The organism is Methyloversatilis thermotolerans (assembly GCF_000372885.1).
In the GTDB taxonomy this organism is placed as follows: Bacteria; Pseudomonadota; Gammaproteobacteria; order Burkholderiales; family Rhodocyclaceae; genus Methyloversatilis; species Methyloversatilis thermotolerans.
In genome coordinates this window covers 317,414-340,923 of sequence record NZ_KB889967.1, presented here as the reverse complement: position 1 = coordinate 340,923, position 23,510 = coordinate 317,414, and the positions used below count along the sequence as shown (strand labels likewise).

The following is a 23,510-nucleotide window of genomic DNA, read 5'->3' as shown; positions in this document are numbered from 1 at the left end:
TTTTCGCCCGCTTACAAGAGAATTATTTTCAGCCAGCCTGCCAGGCAGCGAGGTATTCCTTCCAGTGCTCGCCCGGCTGGGCAGCCAGCCAGTCCCGCACGAAAGCGATTTCCTGATCGTACTGCCCGCGATCAAGCACGCCGCGCATCAACTGGAAGCGCTGGAACACGAGAAAGGTGTTCAGCACGTCGGTTTCGCAGTAATCACGGATCTGCGCGATCTCGCCGCGCTGCCACGCCCCCCACACCGCGGAACCGTCCATGCCCAGCTTGCCGGGAAAACCGATCAGCTTGGCGAGTTCGTCCAGGGGCGCGTTACCGCGCCCCTGATAGAGCGCGAGAAGGTCCATCAGGTCCAGATGACGCGAGTGGTAACGGCTGATGTAGTTGTTCCACTTGAATTCGCGCGCATCCGCCCCGTCGCCCTCGCCCATTTCCCAGTAGCGCGGCGCGGTCACGCCGTGGATGAGACCGCGGTAATGCAGTACCGGAAGATCGAATCCGGCGCCGTTCCAGGACACGATCTGCGGCGTGAGCTTCTCGATGCCTTCGTAGAAGCGCTGGATGATCTGGCCTTCGCCGTTCTCGGGCTCCGACAGTGACCATACCTTGAGCGACTTCGCATCGCGCAAGGCACAGGAAATGACCACCACGCGCTGCAGATGCAGGGGCAGGAAGTCATGTCCGACGGCCGCCCGTCGCTGCTGGAACGCAAACTCGGCAACCTCGGCATCGGACAGATCGGCGGGCAGCCTGTTCAGGGCGCGGATGCCGGCGACGTCCGGAATGCTTTCGATGTCGAACACGAGTACTGCGGCCATGGAACCCTGTCTCCGGAGAAGGCGAATCGGCGGAATTCTACCGTGGGTGAACGGACCGCCGCTCGGTCCCGTTCACGAGGGGAACACGCCGGTCGACAGATAGCGGTCACCGCGATCGCACACGATGGTGACGATGGTCGCATTCTCGACCTCTTCCGCAATGCGCAGTGCGACCGTCAGTGCGCCACCTGAACTGATGCCGGCGCAGATGCCCTCCTCGCGCGCGAGGCGGCGCGTCATGTCCTCGGCATCCACCTGTGACACATACTCGAGCCGGTCAACGCGGGCACGATCATAGATCTTCGGCAGGTAGGCTTCCGGCCACTTGCGTATGCCGGGAATCTGCGAGCCCTCCTCGGGCTGGCAGCCGATGATCTGTACCGCTGGATTCTTCGACTTCAGGTAGGTCGACGTGCCCATGATGGTGCCAGTGGTGCCCATTGAACTGACAAAATGAGTCACACGGCCATCGGTATCCCGCCAGATCTCCGGGCCGGTGCCTTCTATGTGGGCGCGCGGATTGTCCGCGTTGGCGAACTGGTCGAGGATGATGCCCCGTCCTTCGTCGCGCATTTTTTCGGCCACGTCACGCGCCAGCTCCATGCCGCCATCCCTCGACGTGAGCACCAGTTCGGCGCCATAGGCCGCCATGCTCTGGCGTCGTTCGATGCTCTGGTTCTCCGGCATGACGAGAATCATCCGGTAACCGCGCATGGCGGCCACCATCGCCAGCGCGATGCCGGTGTTCCCGCTGGTCGCCTCGATCAGCGTGTCGCCCGGCTTGATGTCACCACGCTCCTCGGCACGCAGGATCATGGACAGCGCGGGCCTGTCCTTGACCGAACCCGCGGGATTGTTGCCCTCGAGCTTTGCCAGGATGACATTGCCCCTGCCTTCGTTTCCTGCTCCCGGCAGTCGCTGCAAACGGACCAAAGGCGTGTTGCCGACGAAATCCTGCAGTGTCTTGTAGTTCATGATGCCCATCCGTGAAGGTTCAGAAGACAGTTCAACGCTGCCCGGCCGGCTTCGGTGGGTCGCCCGCCGGCTTGGGGGGCGCGGCAGATGCCGCTCCTGCGGGCGTCGGCACGGATCCTGCCGGACGCGGAGGCGGTGACGACGGAGCGCCTGCCGCAGGCGCGGATGACTTCGCCGCACCGGCCGGCTCAACCGTCGCTGCCGGCGACAGACTGCCGGGCGATGCGGCGCGCCGTGCGCGCAGCACTGCGATGACCGCGAACATTACGATAATGGCAGCGGCCAGCATCCACATCCAGGAAATGCCGGAGGCGCCGGCATTCGATGGAGACGGCATGTCGGGCGTGACCGGGGACCGTGCAGGCCCGGCCGCACCTTCCGGCTGGACCTGCACGACAAGCAGCGGCGTCAGGCCGGCCAAAGTCCGGGCGCCGATGCCCTTGACCTTGCCCAGATCGTCCACCGATCCGAACGGTCCGTGGGCCACCCGGTACTCGACAATTGCGCGCGCGCGAGCAGGCCCCACCCCGGGCAGCGCGTCCAGCTCCGCCTCGGACGCCTTGTTCAGATCGAGCGCCGCCCATGCGGGCAAGGCGAACACCAGCAACAGGACAGGACACAACGAACGGCGCATGCTCGGCTCCGGAAAGCGACAACAGCTAGAGGATAGCGCTCAGTCGTCGTCGTGGCGCAGATCGGCTTCGAGTTCGCGCAGCGAGCAGACCGCGGTACCCAGTTTGCCCACCACGATGCCGGCCGCGCGGTTGGCCAGCCGCATCGCTTCCACCTGGGTGGCGCCCGATGCAAGCATGACCGCCATGGCGGCGATCACCGTGTCGCCGGCGCCACTGACGTCATACACCTCACGAGCGAGCGCGGGTTCATGCACGACACCGTCGGCCGAATACAGACTCATGCCGGCATCCGAACGCGTCAGCAGCAAGGCGCCGAGCCCGAGTTCCTGGCGCAGAGCGTGCGCCCTGCGAGCAAGGTCGTCGTCATCGCTCCAGCTGCCCACCACTTCCCGCAGTTCGCTGCGGTTGGGCTTGAGCAGAGTCGCGCCAGCGTATCGAGAATAGTCGTCGCCCTTGGGGTCGACCAGTACCGGCTTGCCCTCGGCGCGCGCGATATCCATCATGTCGCGAATATCGGCGAGCGCGCCCTTTCCATAGTCGGACAGCACCACGACATCGGCATCCCTGACACGGCGTGCGAACTCATCGAGTTTCGCACACAGCACCTCGCGCGCCGGCGCGCTTTCGAAATCGATGCGCAGCAACTGCTGCTGGCGTCCAAGCACGCGCAACTTGATCGTCGTGTCGAGCTGGCCATCTTCATGCAACGATGCATCGATCGATGCCGCCGCCATCTGCGCGCGCAGCGTGCGCCCCGGCTCATCGGCACCCACCACCGACAGCAGGCTGACCTGCGCGCCCAGCGCTGCGCAGTTTCGTGCCACGTTCGCCGCGCCGCCCGGCCGCTCCTCGACGCGGTCGATCTTGACCACGGGCACCGGTGCTTCGGGGGATATGCGATGTACATCGCCGAACCAGTAGCGATCCAGCATCACATCGCCGGCGACGAGGATGCGAGCATTCCGGGTGTCTGGCAACACGGGTTTCATGCAGATGTGCTCAAGGGGTCAGGTCGAATTCTTCGGTGCGCTTGGGCGGATAGGTCTCCCAGCCGCCACACGCCGGACAGCGCCAATGGAACTGGCGCGCCTTGAAGCCGCAATGATCGCATCGGTAGCGGGCCACCCGCCGGGTATGCGCATGGATGATGTTCTTCATCAGGTCGGAATCGGTGCGCGCCTCGGGCGGCAGGGTCTGCATCTGCGCCTCGAGCAGCTTGTCCAGGCCGAGCAGCGTGGGATTGCGCCGCAACTCCTCCCGCACCAGGGTGAGCGCCCCCGACGGTCCCTCGGCATCCAGTTCTTCCTTGAACACCACGTCCAGCAGATCGAGCGAAGCATGTCGCTCAAGATAGCTCTTCAACAGCGTAATGCCCTGGCGTTCGCGCCCCAGACGCCGGTATGCGTCGGCCAGGCGCGCCGCCACCAGCGCAAGATAGACCGGGTTCTGCTGTTCGATGCGCTGCCAGCAATCTATGGCCTGCTCCAGCCGCTGGTCAGCGGCAGCCACATCGCCGAGCAACATGAGGGCCCGCACGCACTTGCGGTGCGTCGAAAGCGCTTCTTCCAGCAGTGCGCGCGCGTCATCGAGCCGCGACTGCGCAAGAGCATGAGTTGCCAGCTCGCACAGGAACTGTGCGATGTCCTTCTGCGCACGATGGGATTCGGTTTCAGGCAGCACCTTGGCGATCTCGATCGCCTTGCGCCATTCCTTCTCCTGCTGGTAGATGTCGAGCAGATGATGCAGCGCCTCGGTATCGAGCGCACTGCCCCGCAATCCGACGAACACCTCTTCTGCGCGGTCGAGCAGACCGGCCTTGAGAAAATCCAGTCCGAGTTCGAGTCGCGCAGCCAGCCGCTGATCCGCGCGCACGTCATCGCGGCTGGCAAGCGCCTGGTGGATCTGGATGGCGCGATCGGTCTCTCCCCGACGACGAAACAGATTGCCCAGCGCAAACTGCAGTTCGACGGTCTGCGGATCCTTGCTGGTCGCCTCGATGAAAGAGTCGATGGCACGATCCGGTTGTTCGTTGAGCAGGAAGTTCAGGCCCGCAAAGTAGGACTTTGGCAGCGCGCGGGATTCCCGCACGAGATGCCGGATGTCTATGCGCGCCGCAAGCCAGCCCAGCCCGAAGAACAGGGGCAGGGCAAGAAGCCACCAGAGTTCGATTTCCATGAATGGATGAAGAGCTGTTCAGTCGGCCACGTCGTCGTGCGAACGTGTCGCCCGGCGCTGCGCAATGGACCAGCCGGCGACCAGACCGAACACCGCACCGATGAGGAACAGCAGGAAAAGCACGAGTGATAGCTCCACGTGCCAAGCCTGCCCAAAAAAGAAGCGCAGCGTTACCGGATCGCTGTTGCGCGCGGCCAGCCCGAGCAGCAACAGGAAAGCAACGATGCGGAGCACCCAGTTCAGGATGGCCATCGCGTCGTCATCAAACCGGACGGGTAGCGGGGTCCAGGGTCTTGTCCACGCGCTCTCGCAGCTCCTTGCCGGCCTTGAAATGGGGCACCCGCTTCTCGGGGACCAGCACCTTCTCGCCGGACTTCGGATTGCGCCCCACACGTGGAGGGCGGTAATTCAGGGAAAAACTGCCGAAGCCGCGGATTTCGATCCGGTCACCACGCACCAGCGCGGCCGTCATCTCATCAAGAATCATCTTCACCGCGAAATCGGCGTCCTTGGCGACCAACTGCGGAAATCGGGCGGCCAGCCGGCTGATCAGTTCGGATTTGGTCATGGTGGTTCAGATGAGCGAAAAAGCGTTGCGGGGCGGTCACAAGACAACGCCGCCCGTAGGCGGCGTTGTCCGAGCACTCCGTACCGGGTGTCCGATCAGGAGTTCTTGAGCTTCGCCTTGAGCAGCGCACCGAGGTTGGTGGTACCGCTGCTGGCCGAAGAACCTTCTGCCTGGATCTTCTGGATCGCATCCTGCTGCTCAGCCTGGTCCTTGGCGCGCACCGACAGCGTGATCGAGCGGGTCTTGCGATCCAGATTCACGATCATCGCCTCGACTTCATCGCCCACGCTCAGCACAGTGGTGAGATCCTCGACACGGTCGCGCGACGCTTCGGACGCACGCAGATAGCCTTCGACGTCCTCGTTCAGCGCGATCACCGCACCCTTGGCATCGACCGACTTCACGCTGCCACGCACGACGCTGTTCTTGTCGTGGGTGGCGATGAAGTTGGTGAAAGGGTCTCCATCCAGCTGCTTGACGCCCAGCGAAATGCGCTCGCGCTCGACATCGATGGACAGCACGACGGCCTCGATCTCGTCACCCTTCTTGTAGTTGCGGACCGCTTCTTCACCAGCCAGCGACCACGACAGATCCGACAGGTGCACCAAGCCATCGATGGCACCCGACAGGCCGATGAACACGCCGAAGTCGGTGATCGACTTGATCTGGCCGCGCACCTTGTCGCCCTTCTTGTGATTCATCGCGAAATCTTCCCACGGGTTCGGCATGCATTGCTTCATGCCCAGGGAGATACGGCGACGGTCTTCGTCGATTTCGAGGATCATCACTTCGACCTCGTCGCCCAGCTGGACAACCTTGGTCGGATGGATGTTCTTGTTGGTCCAGTCCATTTCGGACACGTGCACCAGACCTTCGATGCCCTGTTCGATTTCGACGAACGCGCCGTAGTCGGTCAGATTGGTCACCTTGCCGAACAGGCGGGTACCCTGCGGGTAGCGACGCGAGATGCCCACCCACGGATCTTCGCCGAGCTGCTTGAGGCCCAGCGACACGCGGTTCTTCTCGGCATCGAACTTGAGCACCTTGGCTTCGACCTCGTCGCCCACCGCCAGCACTTCCGACGGGTGACGGACACGGCGCCAGGCCAGGTCGGTGATGTGCAGCAGGCCATCGATGCCGCCCAGGTCGACGAAAGCACCGTAGTCGGTGATGTTCTTGACGATACCCTTGACGACCGTGCCTTCCTTGAGGGTTTCGAGCAGCTTTTCGCGCTCTTCACCGGCGGTCAGTTCGAGCACGGCACGGCGCGACACGACAACATTGTTGCGCTTGCGGTCGAGCTTGATGACCTTGAATTCGAATTCCTTGCCTTCGTACGGCGTGGTGTCCTTGACCGGACGCAGATCGACCAGCGAACCCGGCAGGAAGGCACGGATGCCGTTGGTCATGACGGTCAGACCACCCTTCACCTTGCCGGTCACCAGACCCTTGACGATGGAACCATCGCCAAGCGCCTTTTCCAGTTCGTTCCATGCGGCAATGCGCTTGGCCTTGTCGCGCGACAGACGGGTTTCGCCGTAACCGTCCTCGAGCATCTCGATGGCGACGGACACGTAATCACCGGGCTGAACGGTAAGTTCACCGCGATCGCTGCGGAACTCGTCGATCGAGATGTAGCTTTCCGACTTCAGGCCGGCATTGACGACGACGAAATTCTGATCCACGCGCATGACTTCGGCGGTGATGACTTCACCGGCGCGCATTTCCTGGCGCGTGAGGCTTTCCTCGAACAGCGCGGCAAAACTTTCCATGGAGTCGGAAGACTGGGCAACTTGGGACATTGGCAAAAACCGCTTGCGCGGCAACGGGTTGGATTTGAACACTGCACGCTGCGGACATCCGCCGCGCACGCCACGGGCCGACTCGCGACGGCCCAATCGTCATTAGGCCGTCTCGGGACGGCCCACTACTCTTCATCAGACCGTCTCGCGACGGCCCACTTTCATCAGGCCGGCTTGCGGCCGGCCCCGCTTCGTCGAGCCACCGGCGGCTCGCTGCCACCGGCGGCTCGCTACATCACTGCGTCTGCTGCATCACTTCGATTTTCGCTGCGCCCACGCATCCAGCACAAAACGGACGGCGGCATCCGCGCTCATCGAACTGGTATCGAGCAATATCGCATCGGGCAATTGCACCAGTGGCGCATGCGCCCGGCTGCGGTCTCGCTCGTCCCGTTCGCGCAAATCTTGCGAAAGACTTTCCAGATTAGCAGAAAGCCCTTTTTCGATCAACTGCTTATATCGGCGTTCCGCGCGGATATCGACACTCGCGGTCAGGAACACTTTGAGCGCGGCATCCGGAAACACGACGGAGCCCATGTCGCGGCCATCCGCTACCAGGCCTGGCGCCTCACGGAAGGCGCGCTGGCGCTCAAGCAGCGCGGCACGCACAGCGCCATGCACCGCAACTTTCGAAGCGCCCACCGAGGCCAACTCGCTGCGCATGGCTTCCGAAACATTCTCGCCGGCCAGCCATGTTTCCCCACCGGCAAAGCGGACATCCAGTCCGGCAGCGACCGGCGCGAGCGCGTTCTCGTCGTCGAAACCCACGCCTGCCCGCAGCGCCGCCACCGCCGTGAGGCGATACAGCGCGCCGCTGTCCAGCAGGTGGAAGCCAAGCTCGGCGGCCACACGGGACGCCACCGTGCCCTTGCCGGAGGCGGAAGGCCCATCGATCGCGATGACCGGTACACCTGGCATCGGGCTCATGCGACCACCTCGGCCCAGCGGGAGAAGTACTCGGGAAAGGTTTTCGCAACGCAACCGGGGTCCATGATGCGCACGGCTACACCTGCCAGCGTCGCAAGCGAGAAACACATGGCCATCCGGTGATCGTCGTAGGTATCGATAGCGGCATTCGCGACAAATACGGCGGGAGGCGTGATCGAGAGATAGTCGCTGCCCTCCTCGACTACTGCACCCAGCTTGCGCAGTTCGGTGGCCATGGCGGCGATACGGTCGGTTTCCTTTACGCGCCAGCTTGCGATATTGCGCAGGCGGCAGGGTCCGTCGGCAAACAGGGCGCAGATCGCAAGCGTCATGGCCGCATCGGGAATGTGATTCAGGTCCAGATCAAAAGCTTTCAACTGCCCGCCCTGAGGCGCACGCGCCTCCATCCAGTTCGGCCCCATTTCGACCTGTGCACCCAGCTGTTCCAGTGCGTGCGCGAAAGCCACATCACCCTGCACCGAATCGTAGCCGACCCCCTCAACGCGCACCGGTCCGCCCCCGATGGCACCCGCGGCCAGGAAATAGGAGGCCGAAGAGGCATCACCTTCCACATAACAGTCGCCGGGCGATACATAGCGTGCCGCGGCCGGCAGATCGATGGCGGCCCAGTCGTGACGCACCGCGCTGACGCCGAAACGGCGCATCAGGGCCAGCGTGATATCAACATAGGGTTTGGAAATGAGCTCGCCGATGATTTCGATCCGCACCGCCCGCCCGGTCAGCGGAAGCGCCATCAGCAGGCCGGTCAGGAACTGGCTGGACACGTCTCCGCGCACCCGCACGACCGACGCGTCCAGAAACTGCGCCGGATGGATGCGCAGCGGCGGGTAGCCCTCGTTTCCCTCGTAGTCGATACGGGCCCCCATCTGGCGCAGCGCATCGACCAGATCGCCGATGGGGCGTTCATGCATGCGCGGCACGCCGTGCAGTCGATATTCGCCCCCCATCAACGCGAGCACGGCAGTGAGAGGACGAAACGCCGTACCCGCATTGCCGAGAAAAAGGTCGGCCTTGACCACCGGGAAGCGTCCGCCCGTGCCCCGTACGCGGTAGTTGTCGCCACCTGCGTGCATCCAGTCGACCGCGAGTGTGCGCAAGGCATCAAGCATCCGGTCGACGTCATCCGACGACAGCAGGTCATGCAACAGCGTGTCGCCTTCGGCCAGCGCAGCCAATAACAGCGCCCGGTTGGAAATGCTCTTGGAGCCGGGAAGGCGCAGTGTTCCGCGTGCGGTACTGGCCGGAGGAAGATCGAGAAAGTCGGTTTTCATCGTGCGTAAGCGGAGCCGCTCCGGCCCCGGAAGTGGTTCAGCCCTGGCGATTGGCCCAGGCAGTGCGTGCTTCCCGCGCGCTGCCTATGCGCGCCTCGAGACCCGTGGCGTCGCCGTTCTCGATCAGTCGCCGGTAGCGGGCAAGTTCCGCCTCATAGGCGGTCAGTTCAGCGAGCAGAGCTTCCCGGTTGGCGAAGAAGATGTCGCGCCACATTTCCGGGTGGCTGGCGGCGATGCGGGTGAAATCGCGGAAGCCCCCGCCAGCGAGATTGAAGATTTCCTCCGCATTCGTGCGTGCTGCCAAGGCTGATACCAGCGCAAAGGACAGCAGGTGAGGCAGATGGCTGACCGACGCCAGCCAGCGATCATGATGCTCGGGCGTGGTTAGGCTGATCAGCGCTCCGCACAACTGCCACGCCTGACGTACGAGATCGACGGACTCGGCCGAATTCTCCGCCAGTGGCGTCAGCACCACCCGCCGTCTTTCGTACAGGTCGGCACGCGCGGCCGATGGTCCGCTCTTCTCCGCGCCGGCGATGGGATGACCGGGTACGAATTGAGCGATGCGCGCACCGAAACAGCGACGGGCAGCCGCCACCACGTCGCCTTTGGTACTGCCGGCGTCGGTCACCACCGCATGCGCGGGCAGATGCGGCAGCAGACCGGACATGACTGCGGCCATCTGCCCGACCGGCGTGGCCAGCATGACCAGATCGGCGCCCTCCATCGCAGAGGCCCAGTCGGATTCGGCCCGGTCGATCAGGCCCAGATCGAGCGCTTCACGCATGCTGTCGGTGCTGCGACCGACCCCCACCACCTCGCCCACCTGCCCGGCATGGCGCAAGGCAGCGGCGAACGAACCGCCGATGAGGCCGACGCCGACAACGACCAGACGTCCGATCAGCGGTCTGTTCACGCCAGCGCCTTCTGCAGCCCTTCGATGAAGCGGGCGTTCTCGGATTCCAGCCCGATCGACACGCGCAACCACTCGGGCATCGCATAACCGGCAATCGGCCGCACGATCACCCCCTGCTGCAGCAAGCGCTGGTTCACTGCCGCGCCATCGCCGACACGGAAAGCGACGAAATTCGCATAGGACGGTATGTAGCCGATGCCTGCTCCGTCAAAAAAAACCGCCAGCTGCTTCAGGCCGGCCGCATTGAGTTCGGCGGAGCGACGGACGAAATCCTGATCCGCCAGCGCGGCAGCCGCCGCTGCAAGCCCGACACTGGTCACGTTGAACGGCTGACGCACCCGATTGAGCAGGTCGATCACGTCCGGCTGTCCCAGCCCGTAGCCCACGCGCAGCCCGGCGAGGCCATAGGCCTTCGAGAAGGTGCGCGAAACCAGCAGGTTCGGGTAGCGTGCGAGCCAGCGCGCACTATCGTAAGCGAGCGAGGCCGGCAGGTATTCGCTGTAGGCCTCGTCCAGCACCACCAGGACATCATGCGGCACCGAGGCGACGAAGCGTTCCAGCGGCCGCGCTTCGATGAAGGTTCCGGTCGGGTTGTTCGGATTGGCGATGAACACCACGCGCGTGTCATCGCGAATGGCTGCCCGCATCGCGTCCAGATCGCAGCCGAAATCGCATGCAGGCACCTCGATGCCTGCCGCACCGGCGGCCAGCGTGGCCAACGGATAGACCGCGAACGCATGCTTGGAATAGACCGCGCTGCGGCCGGCTCCGAGCAGCGCACGCGCCACCATTTCCAGCACGTCATTGGAACCGTTGCCGAGCACGATCTGACTCATGTCGACATCATGATGGCGCGCCACCGCCTGCTTCAGATCGAAGCCATTGCCATCGGGATAGCGCGGCACGTCGGCAATCGCCGCGAGTGCGGCCGCCTTCGCCCGCTCGCTCATGCCCAGAGGATTCTCGTTGGAAGCGAGCTTGACGATGCCCTCCTCGTCCAGCCTCATCTCGCGCGCCAGCTCCGAAATCGGCTTGCCCGGCTGATAGGGGGAAATCGAACGGATGTGCGCGGCAGCGCGTTCGAACACACTCATGACTGGCTGACCGAAAAAGGGTAGGAACCGAGCACCCTCAGCGATCCCGCCTCGACGCGTATGCGCTCGAGCGCGCGCGCAACGGCAGGATCGGACTGATGCCCCTCGACATCGACATAGAACACATACTGCCAGCCACCATTGCCGAATCCGCGCACCGGCCGCGACTGCAGCTTGGTCATGCTGACCCCTTCATCGGACAAGGGCTGCAGCAGACGCACCACCGCGCCTGCCTTGTTCTGGACGGTGAAGATGATGGACGTCTTGTCACGGCCTGACGGCCCGGCATCGTGCTCGCCGATCACAAGGAAGCGCGTGGTGTTGGCCGGATCGTCCTCGATATTGGACGCCAGCACCTTCAAACCGTAGGCGTCCGCGGCCGCTTGACCCGCAATTGCCGCGGCCCGCTCCTCCTCCCCTGCACGGATCGCCGCTTCCGCGTTACTGGCCACCGCGACCAGCGGAACGCCGGGCAGGTTGCGGTTCAGCCACTCGTGACACTGGGCCAGTGACTGAGCGTGGGAATACACGCACCGGATCTGCTCGAGCGGCGTGTCGCGCGTCATCAGGTTCTGTTCCACCCGCAGCATGACCTCGCCACAGATCATGCGCGTCGTGCTCAACAGCATGTCCAGTGTGCGTCCGACCGCCCCTTCGGTGGAGTTCTCCACCGGCACCACGCCATAGTCCGCGTTGCCAGATTCGACCGCACGAAACACGTCATCTATCGTCGCATGAGGCTGCAACGCAGGCGCAGAACCGAAATGACGCCGCGCAGCACTTTCCGAGAAAGTTCCGGCCGGGCCAAGAAAGGCAACGCTGAGCGGCTGTTCCAGCGCCAGACAGGCCGACATGATTTCGCGGAATACCGTCTTGACCGCCTGCGGCGGCAGCGGACCCGGATTGTCGTCCTCAAGGCGACGCAACACCTGGGCCTCACGCTCCGGTCGGTAGATATTGCCCCGCTTGATCTCCCCGATGCGATGCGCGTGACGCGCCCGCTCGGAAATCAGCCGCAATACCTCACCGTCGATTGCATCGATGGCGTCGCGCAACTTCAGCAATTCGTCGTTCGGACTCGGGTCGGAAGCCATGTTTCAGCCATGCTTTCGTTCAAATTCAGTCATGTAGTCGGCCAGCGCGCGCGCGCCGTCCAGAGGCATCGCATTGTAGAGCGAGGCCCTGATGCCGCCGGTTGCCCGGTGGCCTTTCAGATTCAGCAGCCCGCGCCGGCGAGCACCATCCAGGAAACGTGTGTTCAGCCTCGGTTCGCGCAGGAAGAACGGAATGTTCATGCGTGAGCGTGACGCTGGCTGGATGCGGTTGATGTAAAGCGATGAGCGGTCGAGTACGTCATAGACGAGGCGCGACTTCTCTTCGCTGCGACGTGCCATTTCGGCCACGCCGCCCTGCTTCTTCACATACTCGAAAACGAGCCCGGTGACCCAGATCGAGAACGCCGCCGGCGTGTTGTACATCGAATCCCACTCGACATGGCGCGCATACTTCATCACCGATGGCACCCCGTCGCGCACCCGTCCAAGCAGATCGTCGCGAATGATCACCACCGCCAGTCCTGCGGGCCCGATATTCTTCTGCGCCCCCGCATAGATCAGTCCGAAACGCGACACATCCAGCGGCTGGGACAGGATGTTGGACGACATGTCGGCGACCAGCGGCACCGCACCGGTATCCGGATAGTCGGCGAACTCGACGCCGCCTATCGTTTCGTTGGCGCAGATGTGCACATAAGCCGCCTGCGGGTCCAGCTTCCAGCCCGCCCTGTCGGGTACCCGGTCGAACTCGCTGTCGGCCGCGCTGGCGGCGATGCGCACGTTGATGTGCGCACTCGCCTCGGCCATCGCCTTGTCCGACCAGTAGCCGGTGTGTATGTAGTCGGCAACGGCTCCGGGACCGGCCAGATTGAGCGGGACCATTGCAAAATGGGGCGTGGCTCCGCCGTGCAGGAACAGCACATGATGCGACTCCGGAACGCCCAGCAGGCTGCGCAGATCCGCCTTGGCCCGGGCAAGGATGTCGGCGAAACGCTCGCTGCGATGCCCCAGCTCCATGGCCGAGTAGCCTTCGCCATGGAAATCCTGCCACTCGCGCGCGATCCGCTCGATCACCTCGTCCGGCATCATGGCCGGCCCGGCACCGAAGTTGTACGCGCGATCACCCATCGGAAACCTTATTCCTCGCCCTCGCCTCCGCCCTCGGCGTCAAGTTCCTCGTCGCCTTCGGCATCCCCTTCGACATCCGTTTCGCCTTCGCTCTCGACAACCTTTTCCAGACCGGCAAGACGCGTGCCATCATCGAGGTTGATCAGGGTCACGCCTTGAGTCGACCGCCCCATCTCGCGGATATCGGCGACACGGGTACGTATCAGCACCCCGCCGGTAGAGATGAGCATGATTTCGTCGTTCGGTTCCACGAGCACCGCACCCACGACTCCGCCGTTGCGCTCGCTGGTCTGTATGGCGATGACGCCCTTTGTGCCACGGCCATGCTTCGGGTACTCGGTGACCCGGGTGCGCTTGCCGAAGCCGTTCTCGGTGGCGGTCAGCACGCTCAGTTCGTCATTGTTGGACACCAGCATGCAGATGACGCCCTGACCGTCCTCCAGCATCATGCCGCGCACGCCTCGGGCGGTGCGGCCCATGGGGCGCACATCCTCCTCGGCGAAACGCACGGCCTTGCCGGCGTCCGAAAAGAGCATGATGTCGTCTGAACCGTCGGTGATCGCGACGCCGATCAAGGCATCGCCCTCATCGAGGTCCACGGCGATGATGCCGGCCTTGCGCGGATTGCTGAAATCGGTCAGCGGCGTCTTCTTCACCGTTCCACGGCCGGTCGCCATGAAGATATAGTGATTCTCGTCGAACTCACGGACCGGCAATACTGCGGTGATCTTTTCGCCTTCGACCAGCGGGAACAGATTCACGATGGGCTTGCCGCGCGAGTTGCGCGAGCCTTCCGGCACTTCATAGACCTTGAGCCAGTACACGCGCCCACGATTGGAGAAGCACAGGATGTAGTCGTGCGTGTTGGCCACGAACAGGCGGTCCACGAAGTCGTCATCCTTCACTGCGGCAGCCTGCTTGCCACGGCCGCCCCGCTTCTGGGCACGGTAGTCGGCAAGCGGCTGGCGCTTGAAGTAACCGCCGTGCGACAGGGTGACCACCATGTCCTGCTGCGCGATCAGGTCTTCGATGCCCAGGTCCTGGGTATGCACGATGATTTCCGACTTGCGGCCATCCGCGAACTGTTCGCGGATCTGCCGCATCTCGTCGGCGATGATCTGGTTGATGCGTTCGGGCCGGGCCAGGATGTCCAGCAGGTCGATGATCTGCTCGATCACTTCCTTGTACTCGGCGGTGATCTTCTCCTGTTCGAGGCCGGTCAGACGCGCCAGCTGCATGTCAAGGATGGCCTTGGCCTGGACATCGGACATGCGATAGCCATCGGCGAAGGAACCGAAAGCAGGGTCCAGCCCCTCGGGGCGGAAGCCATCTGCACCCGCGCGCGCCAGCATCTGCTCGACCAGCGGCGAGGTCCACACGCGCGCCATCAGCGAGGTCTGTGCTTCGGCCCTCGACGGGGACGCCTTGATCAGCGCGATGATCTCGTCGATATTGGACAGGGCGACCGCCAGACCCTCCAGCACATGGCCACGTTCGCGCGCCTTGCGCAATTCGTAGACGGTGCGGCGGGTAATCACCTCGCGCCGGTGCGACAGGAAGCACTCCAGCATTTCGCGCAGGTTCAGCAGGCGCGGGCGGCCGTCGACCAGCGCCACCATGTTCATGCCGAAGGTGTCCTGCAACTGCGTGAGCTTGAACAGCTTGTTCAGGATGACTTCGGGCACTTCGCCCCGCTTGAGCTCGACCACCACCCGCATGCCCGACTTGTCGGACTCGTCGCGGATGTCTGAAATGCCCTCGATCTTCTTTTCGTTGACCAGCTCTGCGATGCGCTCGAGCAAGGTCTTCTTGTTCACCTGATACGGCAACTCGTCGACGATGATGGCCTGGCGATTGCCCCGCTCGATGTCCTCGAAATGAGTTCGCGCGCGCATCACGACACGGCCGCGACCGGTGAGATAGCCCTCGCGCACGCCGGCGAGGCCATAGATGAGCCCGCTGGTCGGGAAATCCGGCGCCTTGACGATGTCGATGAGCTGCTCGATCGTGGTGTCCGGCTCGGCCAGCAGCAACTGGCAGGCGTCCAGCACCTCACCCAGGTTGTGTGGCGGGATGTTGGTCGCCATGCCGACCGCGATGCCGGCGCTGCCGTTGATCAGCAGATTGGGAATGCGACTGGGCAGGACCAGCGGCTCCTGCTCCTTGCCGTCGTAGTTGGGGCCGAAATCGACGGTTTCCTTGTCGATGTCGGCCAGCAGTTCGGCAGCGATCCTGTCGAGCCGGCACTCGGTGTAGCGCATCGCCGCGGCGTTGTCGCCATCCACCGAGCCGAAATTGCCCTGTCCGTCGATCAGCGTATAGCGCAGCGAGAAATCCTGCGCCATGCGCACCAGCGTATCGTAAATGGCAGAATCGCCGTGCGGATGGTATTTACCCATCACATCACCGACGACGCGCGCGCACTTCACGTATGGGCGGTTGTGCGCAATGTTCGCTTCGTGCATCGCGAACAGCACGCGACGGTGTACCGGCTTCAGGCCATCACGCACATCCGGCAGTGCGCGGCCGACGATCACGCTCATCGCGTAATCGAGATAGGAGTGCCGCATTTCGTCTTCAAGCGAAATGGGCAGCGTTTCCTTGGCAAAAGAAGTGGTCATCGGGGGACAGTGCGGACGGCGGCTGTTTGTTGAAATGAACCCGGCACTGCAGGTGCGCAGTCTGTTCAGCCAAACCGCAAGTTTAACATGCGGCCGGCTCCGCCCCGGAGGCCCCGTTTGCCGGCATTTCACGCCGCGCGCTTAAACTTGACGCCTCTCCGTATCCGGCCACGAAACTTCGACATGACCCGGGACATCGACCTGCTGATAGAAGCGCGCTGGATCATCCCGGTCCAGCCAGCGAACCAGGTGCTTGAACACCACGCGGTGGCGGTGCGCGACGGCCTGATCGTTGACATACTGTCAACCGATCTGGCCCGGCAGCGCTATCGGGCGACACAGACGCGCGCGCTGCCCGATCATGTGCTCGTTCCCGGTCTGGTGAACCTGCACGCCCATGCCGCGATGAATCTGCTGCGCGGCTACGCCGATGACCGTGCTCTGATGACCTGGCTCACTGAGCACATCTGGCCCGCCGAGCGGGCCCATCTGAGCCACGACTTCGTGCGGGATGGCACCCTGCTCGCCTGCGCCGAAATGCTGCGGGGAGGCGTGACCACCTTCAGCGACATGTACTTCTTTCCCGACGCGGCCGCTGAAGCCGTGCTCGAGGCAGGCATGCGCGCAGCCCTCGGCATCGTCGCGCTGGAGTTCCCGAGCGCATGGGCAAGCGACGCCGACCAGTACCTCAGCAAGGGTCTGGCCGTACGGGATCGCTACAAGCACCAATCAAGGCTGCATTTCACGCTTGCTCCCCATGCCCCCTACACGGTCGGAGACACCACCTTCGAGCGCATCCAGACGCTGGCGGAACAACTGGACCTGCAGATCCATATGCATGTGCACGAGACGCGCGACGAAGTCGAGCGGAGCGTCGCGGAACACGGCGTGCGACCGCTGGAGCGGCTGCGCCGGCTGGGCCTGGTCAGCCCCCGCCTCATCGCGGTGCACGCGGTACATCTCGACGATACGGAGATCGGACTGCTGGCCCGGGAAGGCGCGCATATTGCGCACTGCCCCACCTCCAACATGAAGCTCGCCAGCGGCGCCAGCCCCTCCACAGCGCTGGCCGCAGCGGGGGTAAACGCTGGGCTGGGCACCGACGGCGCCGCAAGCAACAACAGGCTGGACATGTTCCAGGAGATGCGGCACGCCGGACTGATGGCCAAGCTCGTGACCGGGGATGCCGCAGCACTGCCTGCCCATCATCTGCTGCATATGGCAACGCTGGGCGGCGCACGCGCGCTCGGCCTGGACGGGCAGATCGGTTCCATCGAAGCCGGGAAGCAGGCCGACCTGTGTGCGGTGAATCTCGATCACGACCAGACGCGCCCCTGTTTCGCACCGTTATCCCAGCTGATTTATGCCGCCGGCCGGGAACACGTCAGCGATGTATGGGTCGCAGGAAATGCGCAGGTTCATGATGGACGCTTGTTGCACCTGCACAACAGCAATTTGAAGGCGCGCGCACGCCTGTGGCAGAATCAAGTAGGTAAATAACGGCTTGTGGCCTTGATTTCGTCGATAGCCGCCCGGCAAGACTGCAGTCTTCCGCGGATTTGCCGCCGAAAGTCCTGTCGAAACACCGGCAGGCGGGCAAGCCGGTCGATAACCGCTTCAAGTTTCAAACGAGGGGATCATGCTGAAACAACTGACGCAAAAAACGCTGCTCATCGCCCTGCTGGCCTCCACGGCCGGTGTTTCGATCAACGCCTCGGCGGCCGAGGACATCAAGGTAGACCCGAAGATCAAGGCGCACGTCCCGTACGTCATCGATTCCCGTGGCGTCGTGGTCCGCAATGCCACCGGCCTGTGCTGGAGAACCGGTTTCTGGACCCCGGCCTATGCCGCTTCCGTACCCGAAGTCGGTTGTGCCTGCGACAAGGATCTGCTGCCCAAGGACGTGTGTGAGCCGCCGGCTCCCGCACCCGCTCCGGCTCCCAAGGCCGAACCCGCACCCGCTCCGGCGCCCGCTCCGAAGCCGGCCGCCCAGAAGGTGACGCTGGCTGCCGATGCCCTGTTCGATTTCGACAAAGCCGTGCTCCGTCCGGAAGGCAAGTCCAAGATCGACGAAGCGGTCAGCAAGCTGAACACGATCGAACTCGAAGTGATCATCGCAGTGGGTCACGCCGACCGCATCGGCAAGGACAAGTACAACCAGACCCTGTCGGAGAAGCGTGCCGCTGCAGTCAAGGACTATCTGGTGAGCAAGGGCGTCGAAGCCAACCGCGTCTACACCGAAGGCAAGGGTGAGTCGCAGCCGGTGACCGGCGACAGCTGCAAGAAGATGGGCAAGGAACATCGCAGCAACAAGAAGCTGGTCGAGTGCCTGCAACCTGACCGTCGCGTCGAGATCGAAATCATCGGCACCCAGAAGTAATCGGGTTCCGCTGGTTCGGGAAAAGCCCTGCCTGGTGCAGGGCTTTTTTTCGTCCCGTCCCGCCATCGCATTACCATTGAAGTTCTCATCGAACCGTCCGGCCTCTTCGCTGTCTCTGCGCTCATGACGACCCAATCGAATCCAGGCAATGCCGATCCACTCGAGCTGGAGAAGTTTTCCGAGCTCGCCCACCGCTGGTGGGATCCGGACTCCGAGTTCAAACCTCTGCACGACATCAATCCGCTACGCCTGGACTGGATAGACCGCACTACCCGCCTGGCCGGCAAACGCGTGCTGGATGTGGGCTGCGGCGGCGGCATCCTGGCTGAAAGCATGGCAACGCGCGGCGCCGAGGTCACCGGCATCGATCTGAGCGAAAAAGCGCTGTCGGTCGCGCGCCTGCATCTGCTGGAGACCGGCAACAAGGCCGAGTACCGACTCCAGTCAGCCGAGGACCACGCACTCGAGCGCCCCGGCCACTATGACATCGTGACCTGCATGGAAATGCTGGAGCACGTCCCCGACCCGGCCAGCACGGTGGCGGCCTGCTCGGCGCTGGTACGCCCGGGCGGCACGGTTTTCTTTTCCACACTGAATCGCAACGCCAAGTCCTGGCTGTTTGCGATCGTCGGTGCGGAATACGTACTGCGCCTGCTGCCGCGCGGCACGCACGAATACGACAAGCTGATCAAACCGTCAGAACTGGCCCGCTACGCGAGAACCGCCGCTCTGCGTGAAGCCGAACTCCTGGGCATGAGCTACAACCCGTTCACGAAGATCTATTCCCTGGGCCGCGATACCGGTGTGAACTACCTGATGCGGTGCGTGCGCGATGAGTGAAATCACGATACGCGGCGTGCTGTTCGATCTTGACGGTACGCTGGCGGATACCGCGCCCGATCTGGCGGCCGCGCTGAATCGTCTGCGCATGGAGCGCGGCCGGCCGGCCTTGCCGGATGCCGAGCTGAGGCCACACACGTCGGCAGGCGCGCGCGGCATGATAGGCGCGGGTTTCGGGCTGACGCCCGACCATGCGGACTACCCCGCTCTGGTCGAACGCTTCCTTGCGCTCTACGCCGATGCGCTGTGCGTGCATACCCGGCTGTTCGACGGCATGGCGGAACTTCTCGCCGCGCTTGAAGCGGCCGGTCTGCCCTGGGGCATCGTGACCAACAAGGCCGCGCGCTTCACCGAGCCATTGATGCAGCAACTTGGCTTGACTGATCGCGCGGCAAGCATCGTCAGCGGCGACAGCGTACCGAACCCCAAGCCGGATCCCGCAGGTTTGCGCCTGGCGGCACAAACCATGGGGCTGGCGCCTGAGGCCTGTGTCTATGTCGGTGACGACGAACGGGACATCATTGCCGCCCGGGCGGCCGCGATGCGCTCGGTCACGGCCGCCTATGGCTACCTCGGTTGCGCGAAGCCGCATGCGCAGTGGGGCGCCGACCACACCATCCACCATCCGCTCGAACTTCTTCCGCTCTTGCAATAGCGCAAGGTGCTACCATGTAAGGACTGCTGGGGGCGACCTGGTCTCGACGTGGGTCGCGAAGCAGCGCAGGGCATACCGAGGGTCGGAGTACCTCGTAAATCCAACCGAAAACTAGATAGTCGCCAACGACGAATCTTACGCTCTGGCCGCTTAAGGCCGGACGCTGCACCGATCGATGAGCGGGTCGGGCCGGGCAACCGGTCGCAGCGCCATTAACAGCTCAAGTAAGGGTGCGCTCTGCCGCGTGGCGCACCACGAAAACCAAGCGGATCGCCTGTCATCAGCTCGCCGGTCGGCGGATGCCAGGTCAGATCAAATGGCCAGGCTAAGTATGTAGAACTGCCTGTAGAGGGCTTGCGGACGCGGGTTCGATTCCCGCCGCCTCCACCAAGAATGCGATAACCCACTGATTCGTCAGTGGGTTTTTCGTTTGCACCGTCGATACGATACGTCGGGCACCGCAGAGCCATTCAGCGCCGCGCGGCGCACTGTCGTCATACCATCCTGTGCCCGTAGTCACTGGCCGCGACACTCTGGCCGCGCACGGGCGATCTCAGCGTCCGGCGCCCCGGACGGATTCCCGGATGAATGCTGTAACGCGTTGCCGAATGCAACGCGTTGATCCGTATCGAGAATTCATTCCTGGCCACTCGTCGGTCATCGTTCAAGCTCTCCCCAGTTGTGGCCGAAAGAAAGCCGAACGGGATGTCCTCCCGAGACGGGAATTCTTGTCGACCACCGATCATGCAGATTGCCACCAACGTCTTTTCGCTGAATGCGCAGCGCCAGCTTGACCTGAGCGGTCAGGGTGTCGCACGCACCTTGCAGCGACTGTCGTCGGGCTTGCGGGTAAACAGCGCTGCGGACGATGCCGCCGGGTTGTCCATCGGATCGCGCATGGAGGCGCTCATCCGGGGCGAACGGCAGTCGGTGCGCAATATCAACGATGCGATTTCCATGGTCCAGGTCACCGAAGGGGCCATGGGTTCGATCTCCGACTCACTGCAACGCGTACGCGAACTGGCGGTGCAGGCCGCCAGTGACAGTCTGTCGGCCAGCGACCGGGCTGCATTGCAGCAGGAGGCCGCCGCGCTGCTGCAGGGCATCAACCAGATATCGGAACAGACCGAATTCAATGGCAAGAAGGTGTTCGCGCAGACCACCGGCAGCATAGGCGGCGACGACCCGAACATCCGCGCCGTGGTCGACGGGCTCCGACTGGGCTGGCTGGAAGAAGCGGAGTCGCTGATCGGCGATCTGTACGGCATCTACGGTGACGGCGCATCGCTGACCGTGAATCTCACCTTCACCGATGGCGCCGGTGGGGTCGCCGCATCGGTATCCGGCGTTGGCGCTCCCGGCGGCAAGGTGACCGATCAGTATCTGAACATCGACATGGCGGATTTCTCGCCACCCAACCTGCCGGATGGCGGCAATGCCCCGTTCTACAACGACCGCATCATCGCGCACGAAATGGTGCATGCGGTGATGGGCCGCGCCATGAATTTCACCGCGCTGCCCAACTGGTTCAAGGAGGGTGCGGCCGAGTTCATCCATGGCGCGGACGAACGTCTGACGGTGGACTACAACGGCGGCGCCGGCATGGCGACACTGCTTGCCGCCTTCAATGCTGACAACGTGTCTGCCAGCGCAGGCTACTCCGCCGGTTATGCTGCGGTGCGCTACATGCACGACCAGATCAAGGCCTCGGGCGGGACCGGCATCAAGGATGTCATGACCTATCTGAGCGCCAACGCAGGCAGTACGCTGGACCAGGCGCTGACCAACGCAAGCAGCGGCGCCTTTGCCAGCCTGGCCGACTTCAGTACGCAGTTCAATGCCGATGCAGCGAGCTTCATCGCGAGCATGGATCTGGGCAATGCGGACACCGGCGCGATCGGCGGTCTGGACGCCGATGGTCGTGCGGTGAAGTCGGCGACCACCGTCCTCACCGACCGCGGCACCCGTTACAGCGATCAACCCCTCACCAGCTTCCAGCTCACCTGGCCGGGCGGTCTGACCGGCGGTACCGGCACGCAGCAGTTGGCTTTCCAGGTGGGCGCAAGCGCCCGCCAGACCATCAGTGTCACGACCGGCGGCGTGAGCGCAGTCAATCTGGGGGTGAGCGACATCGATCTGGGCAACTCGGCCACGCGCGCCATCGTGCACATCGATCAGGCCATCGAATACATCGCCGCGGAGCGCGCCAAGCTGGGCGGCGTCATGTCGCGTTTCGAAATGGCGGTGCAGGCTGCACAACGCTCGGAAGAAAACACCAGCGCCGCGCGTTCGCGCATCATGGATGCCGATTTCGCGAAGGAAACCACCGAACTGACCCGCAAGCAGATCCTGCAGCAGGCCGGCATCGCCATGCTGGCCCAGGCCAATGCGATGCCCAATCTGGCCTTGCAATTGCTGCGCGCAGCCTGAGTCCTGCCCGATGTGCGCCTCGTGCACATCCTCGCCATCTTGCTGAAGCCCATCGCCCACGCTAGGGTGCCGACTGTTCACGCATGATTTCTCCGTCGCGCGGTACGGTCGTCCGCGCATCCGAAAGTCGTCATCGGTCGCGGGATCACATCTGAAATGACCTCACCGTCCGCGGCCCGGACCCGCCGCGCCTTCTGCCGCTGCCTGCCCGCCCTCCTGGTCGGGGCTGCTGCGCCTGCGATCTCGTCGCCGAGGCGACCGCGCATTGTCCACGTCATGAGTTTCGACTCGCCCTGGCGCTGGACCGACGGTCAGCTCGCGGGGTTCCGGGATGGACTCGCGCCGCTGGATGCTGACATCCGGGTGTTCCAGATGGATGTGAAACGTCACGCCAGCGCTCAGGCAAAGGCGGAACGCGGCCGGCTGGCGCGCGCCGTGATCGACGAGTGGAAACCGGACCTCATCTACACGAGCGACGACGACGCGCTGGGTCAGATCGGCTCCCACTATGGCGACGGGCCGATTCCGCTGGTATTCAGTGGCGCCAATCGCACGCTCGCGGAACACGGGCTGGAAGGCGCACGCGCCATCACCGGCGTGCTCGAACGCGAACATTTCGTCGAATCGGTGAAACTGCTGCGCACGCTGGTACCCGAGGCGCACCGGCTGGCAGTGCTGGGCGACCGTGCGCCGCACTGGCCCGCCGTGCTCGCGCGCATGCGGGCCGGTCTGCCGGCGCTGCCGGGCATCGAACTGGCCCGGGTCGAATTCACCGAGCACTATGATCGCTTCCGCACCGCGGTCGTCGAATGCGAAAGCCAGGTGGACGCCATCGTCTACCTGGGCATATTCAATCTGCGTGGTGGCGATGGCAGCAATATGCCCTATCAGACGGTGCAGCGATGGGTGGCGGACAACAGCCGCCGTCCCGATCTGAGTTTCTGGATCGACCGCGTCCACCACGGCGTACTGTGCTCCGTGACGGTGTCCGAACGGGAACAGGGGCTGGCGGCGGGACGGCTGGCGCGGGCGATACTGGGCGAGCGTCGCAGCCCGGCCGAACTGCCGGTGCGCCCTACCGTGAAAGGGCTGCCCGCCATCAATCTGGCGCGTGCCCGCCAGTTAGGCCTGACCGTGCGTTCATCCGAGCTGTTGTCGTCGGAAGTGGTACCGACCTTCCAGTGGCAGCGCGACTGA

The 23,510-nt window shown here is 63.8% G+C and carries 21 protein-coding genes and 1 other RNA gene; 7 read left to right on the top strand and 15 right to left on the bottom strand.

Annotated elements, in window-relative coordinates:
- Positions 1–28: 28 nt before the first annotated feature.
- From A3Q7_RS0101405 to gyrA, 15 genes are all read right to left on the bottom strand, one after another.
- On the bottom strand, positions 29–820 hold the full coding sequence (locus A3Q7_RS0101405; RefSeq protein WP_018410063.1) for a 3'-5' exonuclease: 792 nt from the start codon (positions 818–820) through the stop codon (positions 29–31).
- Between the two features lie 72 nt (positions 821–892).
- Entirely contained in the window at positions 893–1,795 is a 903-nt protein-coding gene (cysM, locus tag A3Q7_RS0101400) for a cysteine synthase CysM (protein ID WP_026224363.1), read from the bottom strand.
- Positions 1,796–1,826: 31 nt separating this feature from the next.
- A complete protein-coding gene (locus A3Q7_RS21245) occupies positions 1,827–2,429 on the bottom strand; it encodes a ComEA family DNA-binding protein (protein WP_018410061.1) in 603 nt (200 codons plus the stop codon).
- A 39-nt stretch (positions 2,430–2,468) separates the two neighbouring features.
- Positions 2,469–3,419: a D-glycero-beta-D-manno-heptose-7-phosphate kinase gene (gene rfaE1 / locus A3Q7_RS19140; protein ID WP_018410060.1), complete on the bottom strand. Its 951-nt coding sequence runs from the start codon at positions 3,417–3,419 to the stop codon at positions 2,469–2,471.
- Positions 3,420–3,429: 10 nt separating this feature from the next.
- Positions 3,430–4,605, bottom strand: a complete 1,176-nt coding sequence (gene lapB / locus A3Q7_RS0101385) for a lipopolysaccharide assembly protein LapB (protein WP_018410059.1) — start codon at positions 4,603–4,605, stop codon at positions 3,430–3,432.
- An 18-nt stretch (positions 4,606–4,623) separates the two neighbouring features.
- Positions 4,624–4,857: a lipopolysaccharide assembly protein LapA domain-containing protein gene (locus tag A3Q7_RS0101380; protein ID WP_018410058.1), complete on the bottom strand. Its 234-nt coding sequence runs from the start codon at positions 4,855–4,857 to the stop codon at positions 4,624–4,626.
- A gap of 10 nt (positions 4,858–4,867) precedes the next feature.
- On the bottom strand, positions 4,868–5,173 hold the full coding sequence (locus A3Q7_RS0101375; protein ID WP_018410057.1) for an integration host factor subunit beta: 306 nt from the start codon (positions 5,171–5,173) through the stop codon (positions 4,868–4,870).
- A 95-nt stretch (positions 5,174–5,268) separates the two neighbouring features.
- Entirely contained in the window at positions 5,269–6,975 is a 1,707-nt protein-coding gene (gene rpsA, locus A3Q7_RS0101370; RefSeq protein ID WP_026224362.1) for a 30S ribosomal protein S1, read from the bottom strand.
- Between the two features lie 252 nt (positions 6,976–7,227).
- Entirely contained in the window at positions 7,228–7,902 is a 675-nt protein-coding gene (gene cmk, locus A3Q7_RS0101365) for a (d)CMP kinase (protein WP_018410055.1), read from the bottom strand.
- Entirely contained in the window at positions 7,899–9,194 is a 1,296-nt protein-coding gene (gene aroA, locus A3Q7_RS0101360) for a 3-phosphoshikimate 1-carboxyvinyltransferase (RefSeq protein WP_018410054.1), read from the bottom strand. The genes cmk and aroA overlap by 4 nt, the downstream gene beginning before the upstream one ends.
- A gap of 37 nt (positions 9,195–9,231) precedes the next feature.
- Positions 9,232–10,110, bottom strand: coding sequence for a prephenate dehydrogenase (locus A3Q7_RS0101355; RefSeq protein ID WP_018410053.1), 879 nt, complete (start codon positions 10,108–10,110; stop codon positions 9,232–9,234).
- On the bottom strand, positions 10,107–11,204 hold the full coding sequence (gene hisC, locus A3Q7_RS0101350; protein WP_018410052.1) for a histidinol-phosphate transaminase: 1,098 nt from the start codon (positions 11,202–11,204) through the stop codon (positions 10,107–10,109). Before hisC ends, A3Q7_RS0101355 begins: the two co-directional genes overlap by 4 nt.
- Positions 11,201–12,298: a prephenate dehydratase gene (gene pheA, locus A3Q7_RS0101345; protein ID WP_018410051.1), complete on the bottom strand. Its 1,098-nt coding sequence runs from the start codon at positions 12,296–12,298 to the stop codon at positions 11,201–11,203. The genes hisC and pheA overlap by 4 nt, the downstream gene beginning before the upstream one ends.
- A 3-nt stretch (positions 12,299–12,301) precedes the next feature.
- Positions 12,302–13,387, bottom strand: coding sequence for a 3-phosphoserine/phosphohydroxythreonine transaminase (gene serC / locus A3Q7_RS0101340; RefSeq protein WP_018410050.1), 1,086 nt, complete (start codon positions 13,385–13,387; stop codon positions 12,302–12,304).
- Positions 13,388–13,395: 8 nt separating this feature from the next.
- Positions 13,396–16,008: a DNA gyrase subunit A gene (gyrA, locus tag A3Q7_RS0101335; RefSeq protein ID WP_018410049.1), complete on the bottom strand. Its 2,613-nt coding sequence runs from the start codon at positions 16,006–16,008 to the stop codon at positions 13,396–13,398.
- 183 nt (positions 16,009–16,191) lie between these two features.
- On the opposite strand from gyrA, the gene A3Q7_RS0101330 reads away from it, so the two are divergent.
- The 7 genes from A3Q7_RS0101330 to A3Q7_RS0101305 all read left to right on the top strand — a co-directional run bounded on the left by A3Q7_RS0101330 (position 16,192) and on the right by A3Q7_RS0101305 (position 23,510).
- On the top strand, positions 16,192–17,508 hold the full coding sequence (locus A3Q7_RS0101330; protein ID WP_018410048.1) for a TRZ/ATZ family hydrolase: 1,317 nt from the start codon (positions 16,192–16,194) through the stop codon (positions 17,506–17,508).
- Between the two features lie 139 nt (positions 17,509–17,647).
- Positions 17,648–18,388, top strand: coding sequence for an OmpA family protein (locus A3Q7_RS0101325; protein WP_018410047.1), 741 nt, complete (start codon positions 17,648–17,650; stop codon positions 18,386–18,388).
- Between the two features lie 123 nt (positions 18,389–18,511).
- Positions 18,512–19,228: a bifunctional 2-polyprenyl-6-hydroxyphenol methylase/3-demethylubiquinol 3-O-methyltransferase UbiG gene (ubiG, locus tag A3Q7_RS0101320; RefSeq protein ID WP_018410046.1), complete on the top strand. Its 717-nt coding sequence runs from the start codon at positions 18,512–18,514 to the stop codon at positions 19,226–19,228.
- Entirely contained in the window at positions 19,221–19,883 is a 663-nt protein-coding gene (gph, locus tag A3Q7_RS0101315; protein ID WP_018410045.1) for a phosphoglycolate phosphatase, read from the top strand. The genes ubiG and gph overlap by 8 nt, the downstream gene beginning before the upstream one ends.
- A gap of 28 nt (positions 19,884–19,911) precedes the next feature.
- Positions 19,912–20,273: a transfer-messenger RNA gene (gene ssrA / locus A3Q7_RS20380) on the top strand.
- Between the two features lie 354 nt (positions 20,274–20,627).
- Entirely contained in the window at positions 20,628–22,313 is a 1,686-nt protein-coding gene (locus tag A3Q7_RS0101310; RefSeq protein WP_018410044.1) for a flagellinolysin, read from the top strand.
- A gap of 276 nt (positions 22,314–22,589) precedes the next feature.
- Complete coding sequence (locus A3Q7_RS0101305; RefSeq protein ID WP_018410043.1) at positions 22,590–23,510, top strand: ABC transporter substrate-binding protein; 921 nt, start codon at positions 22,590–22,592, stop codon at positions 23,508–23,510.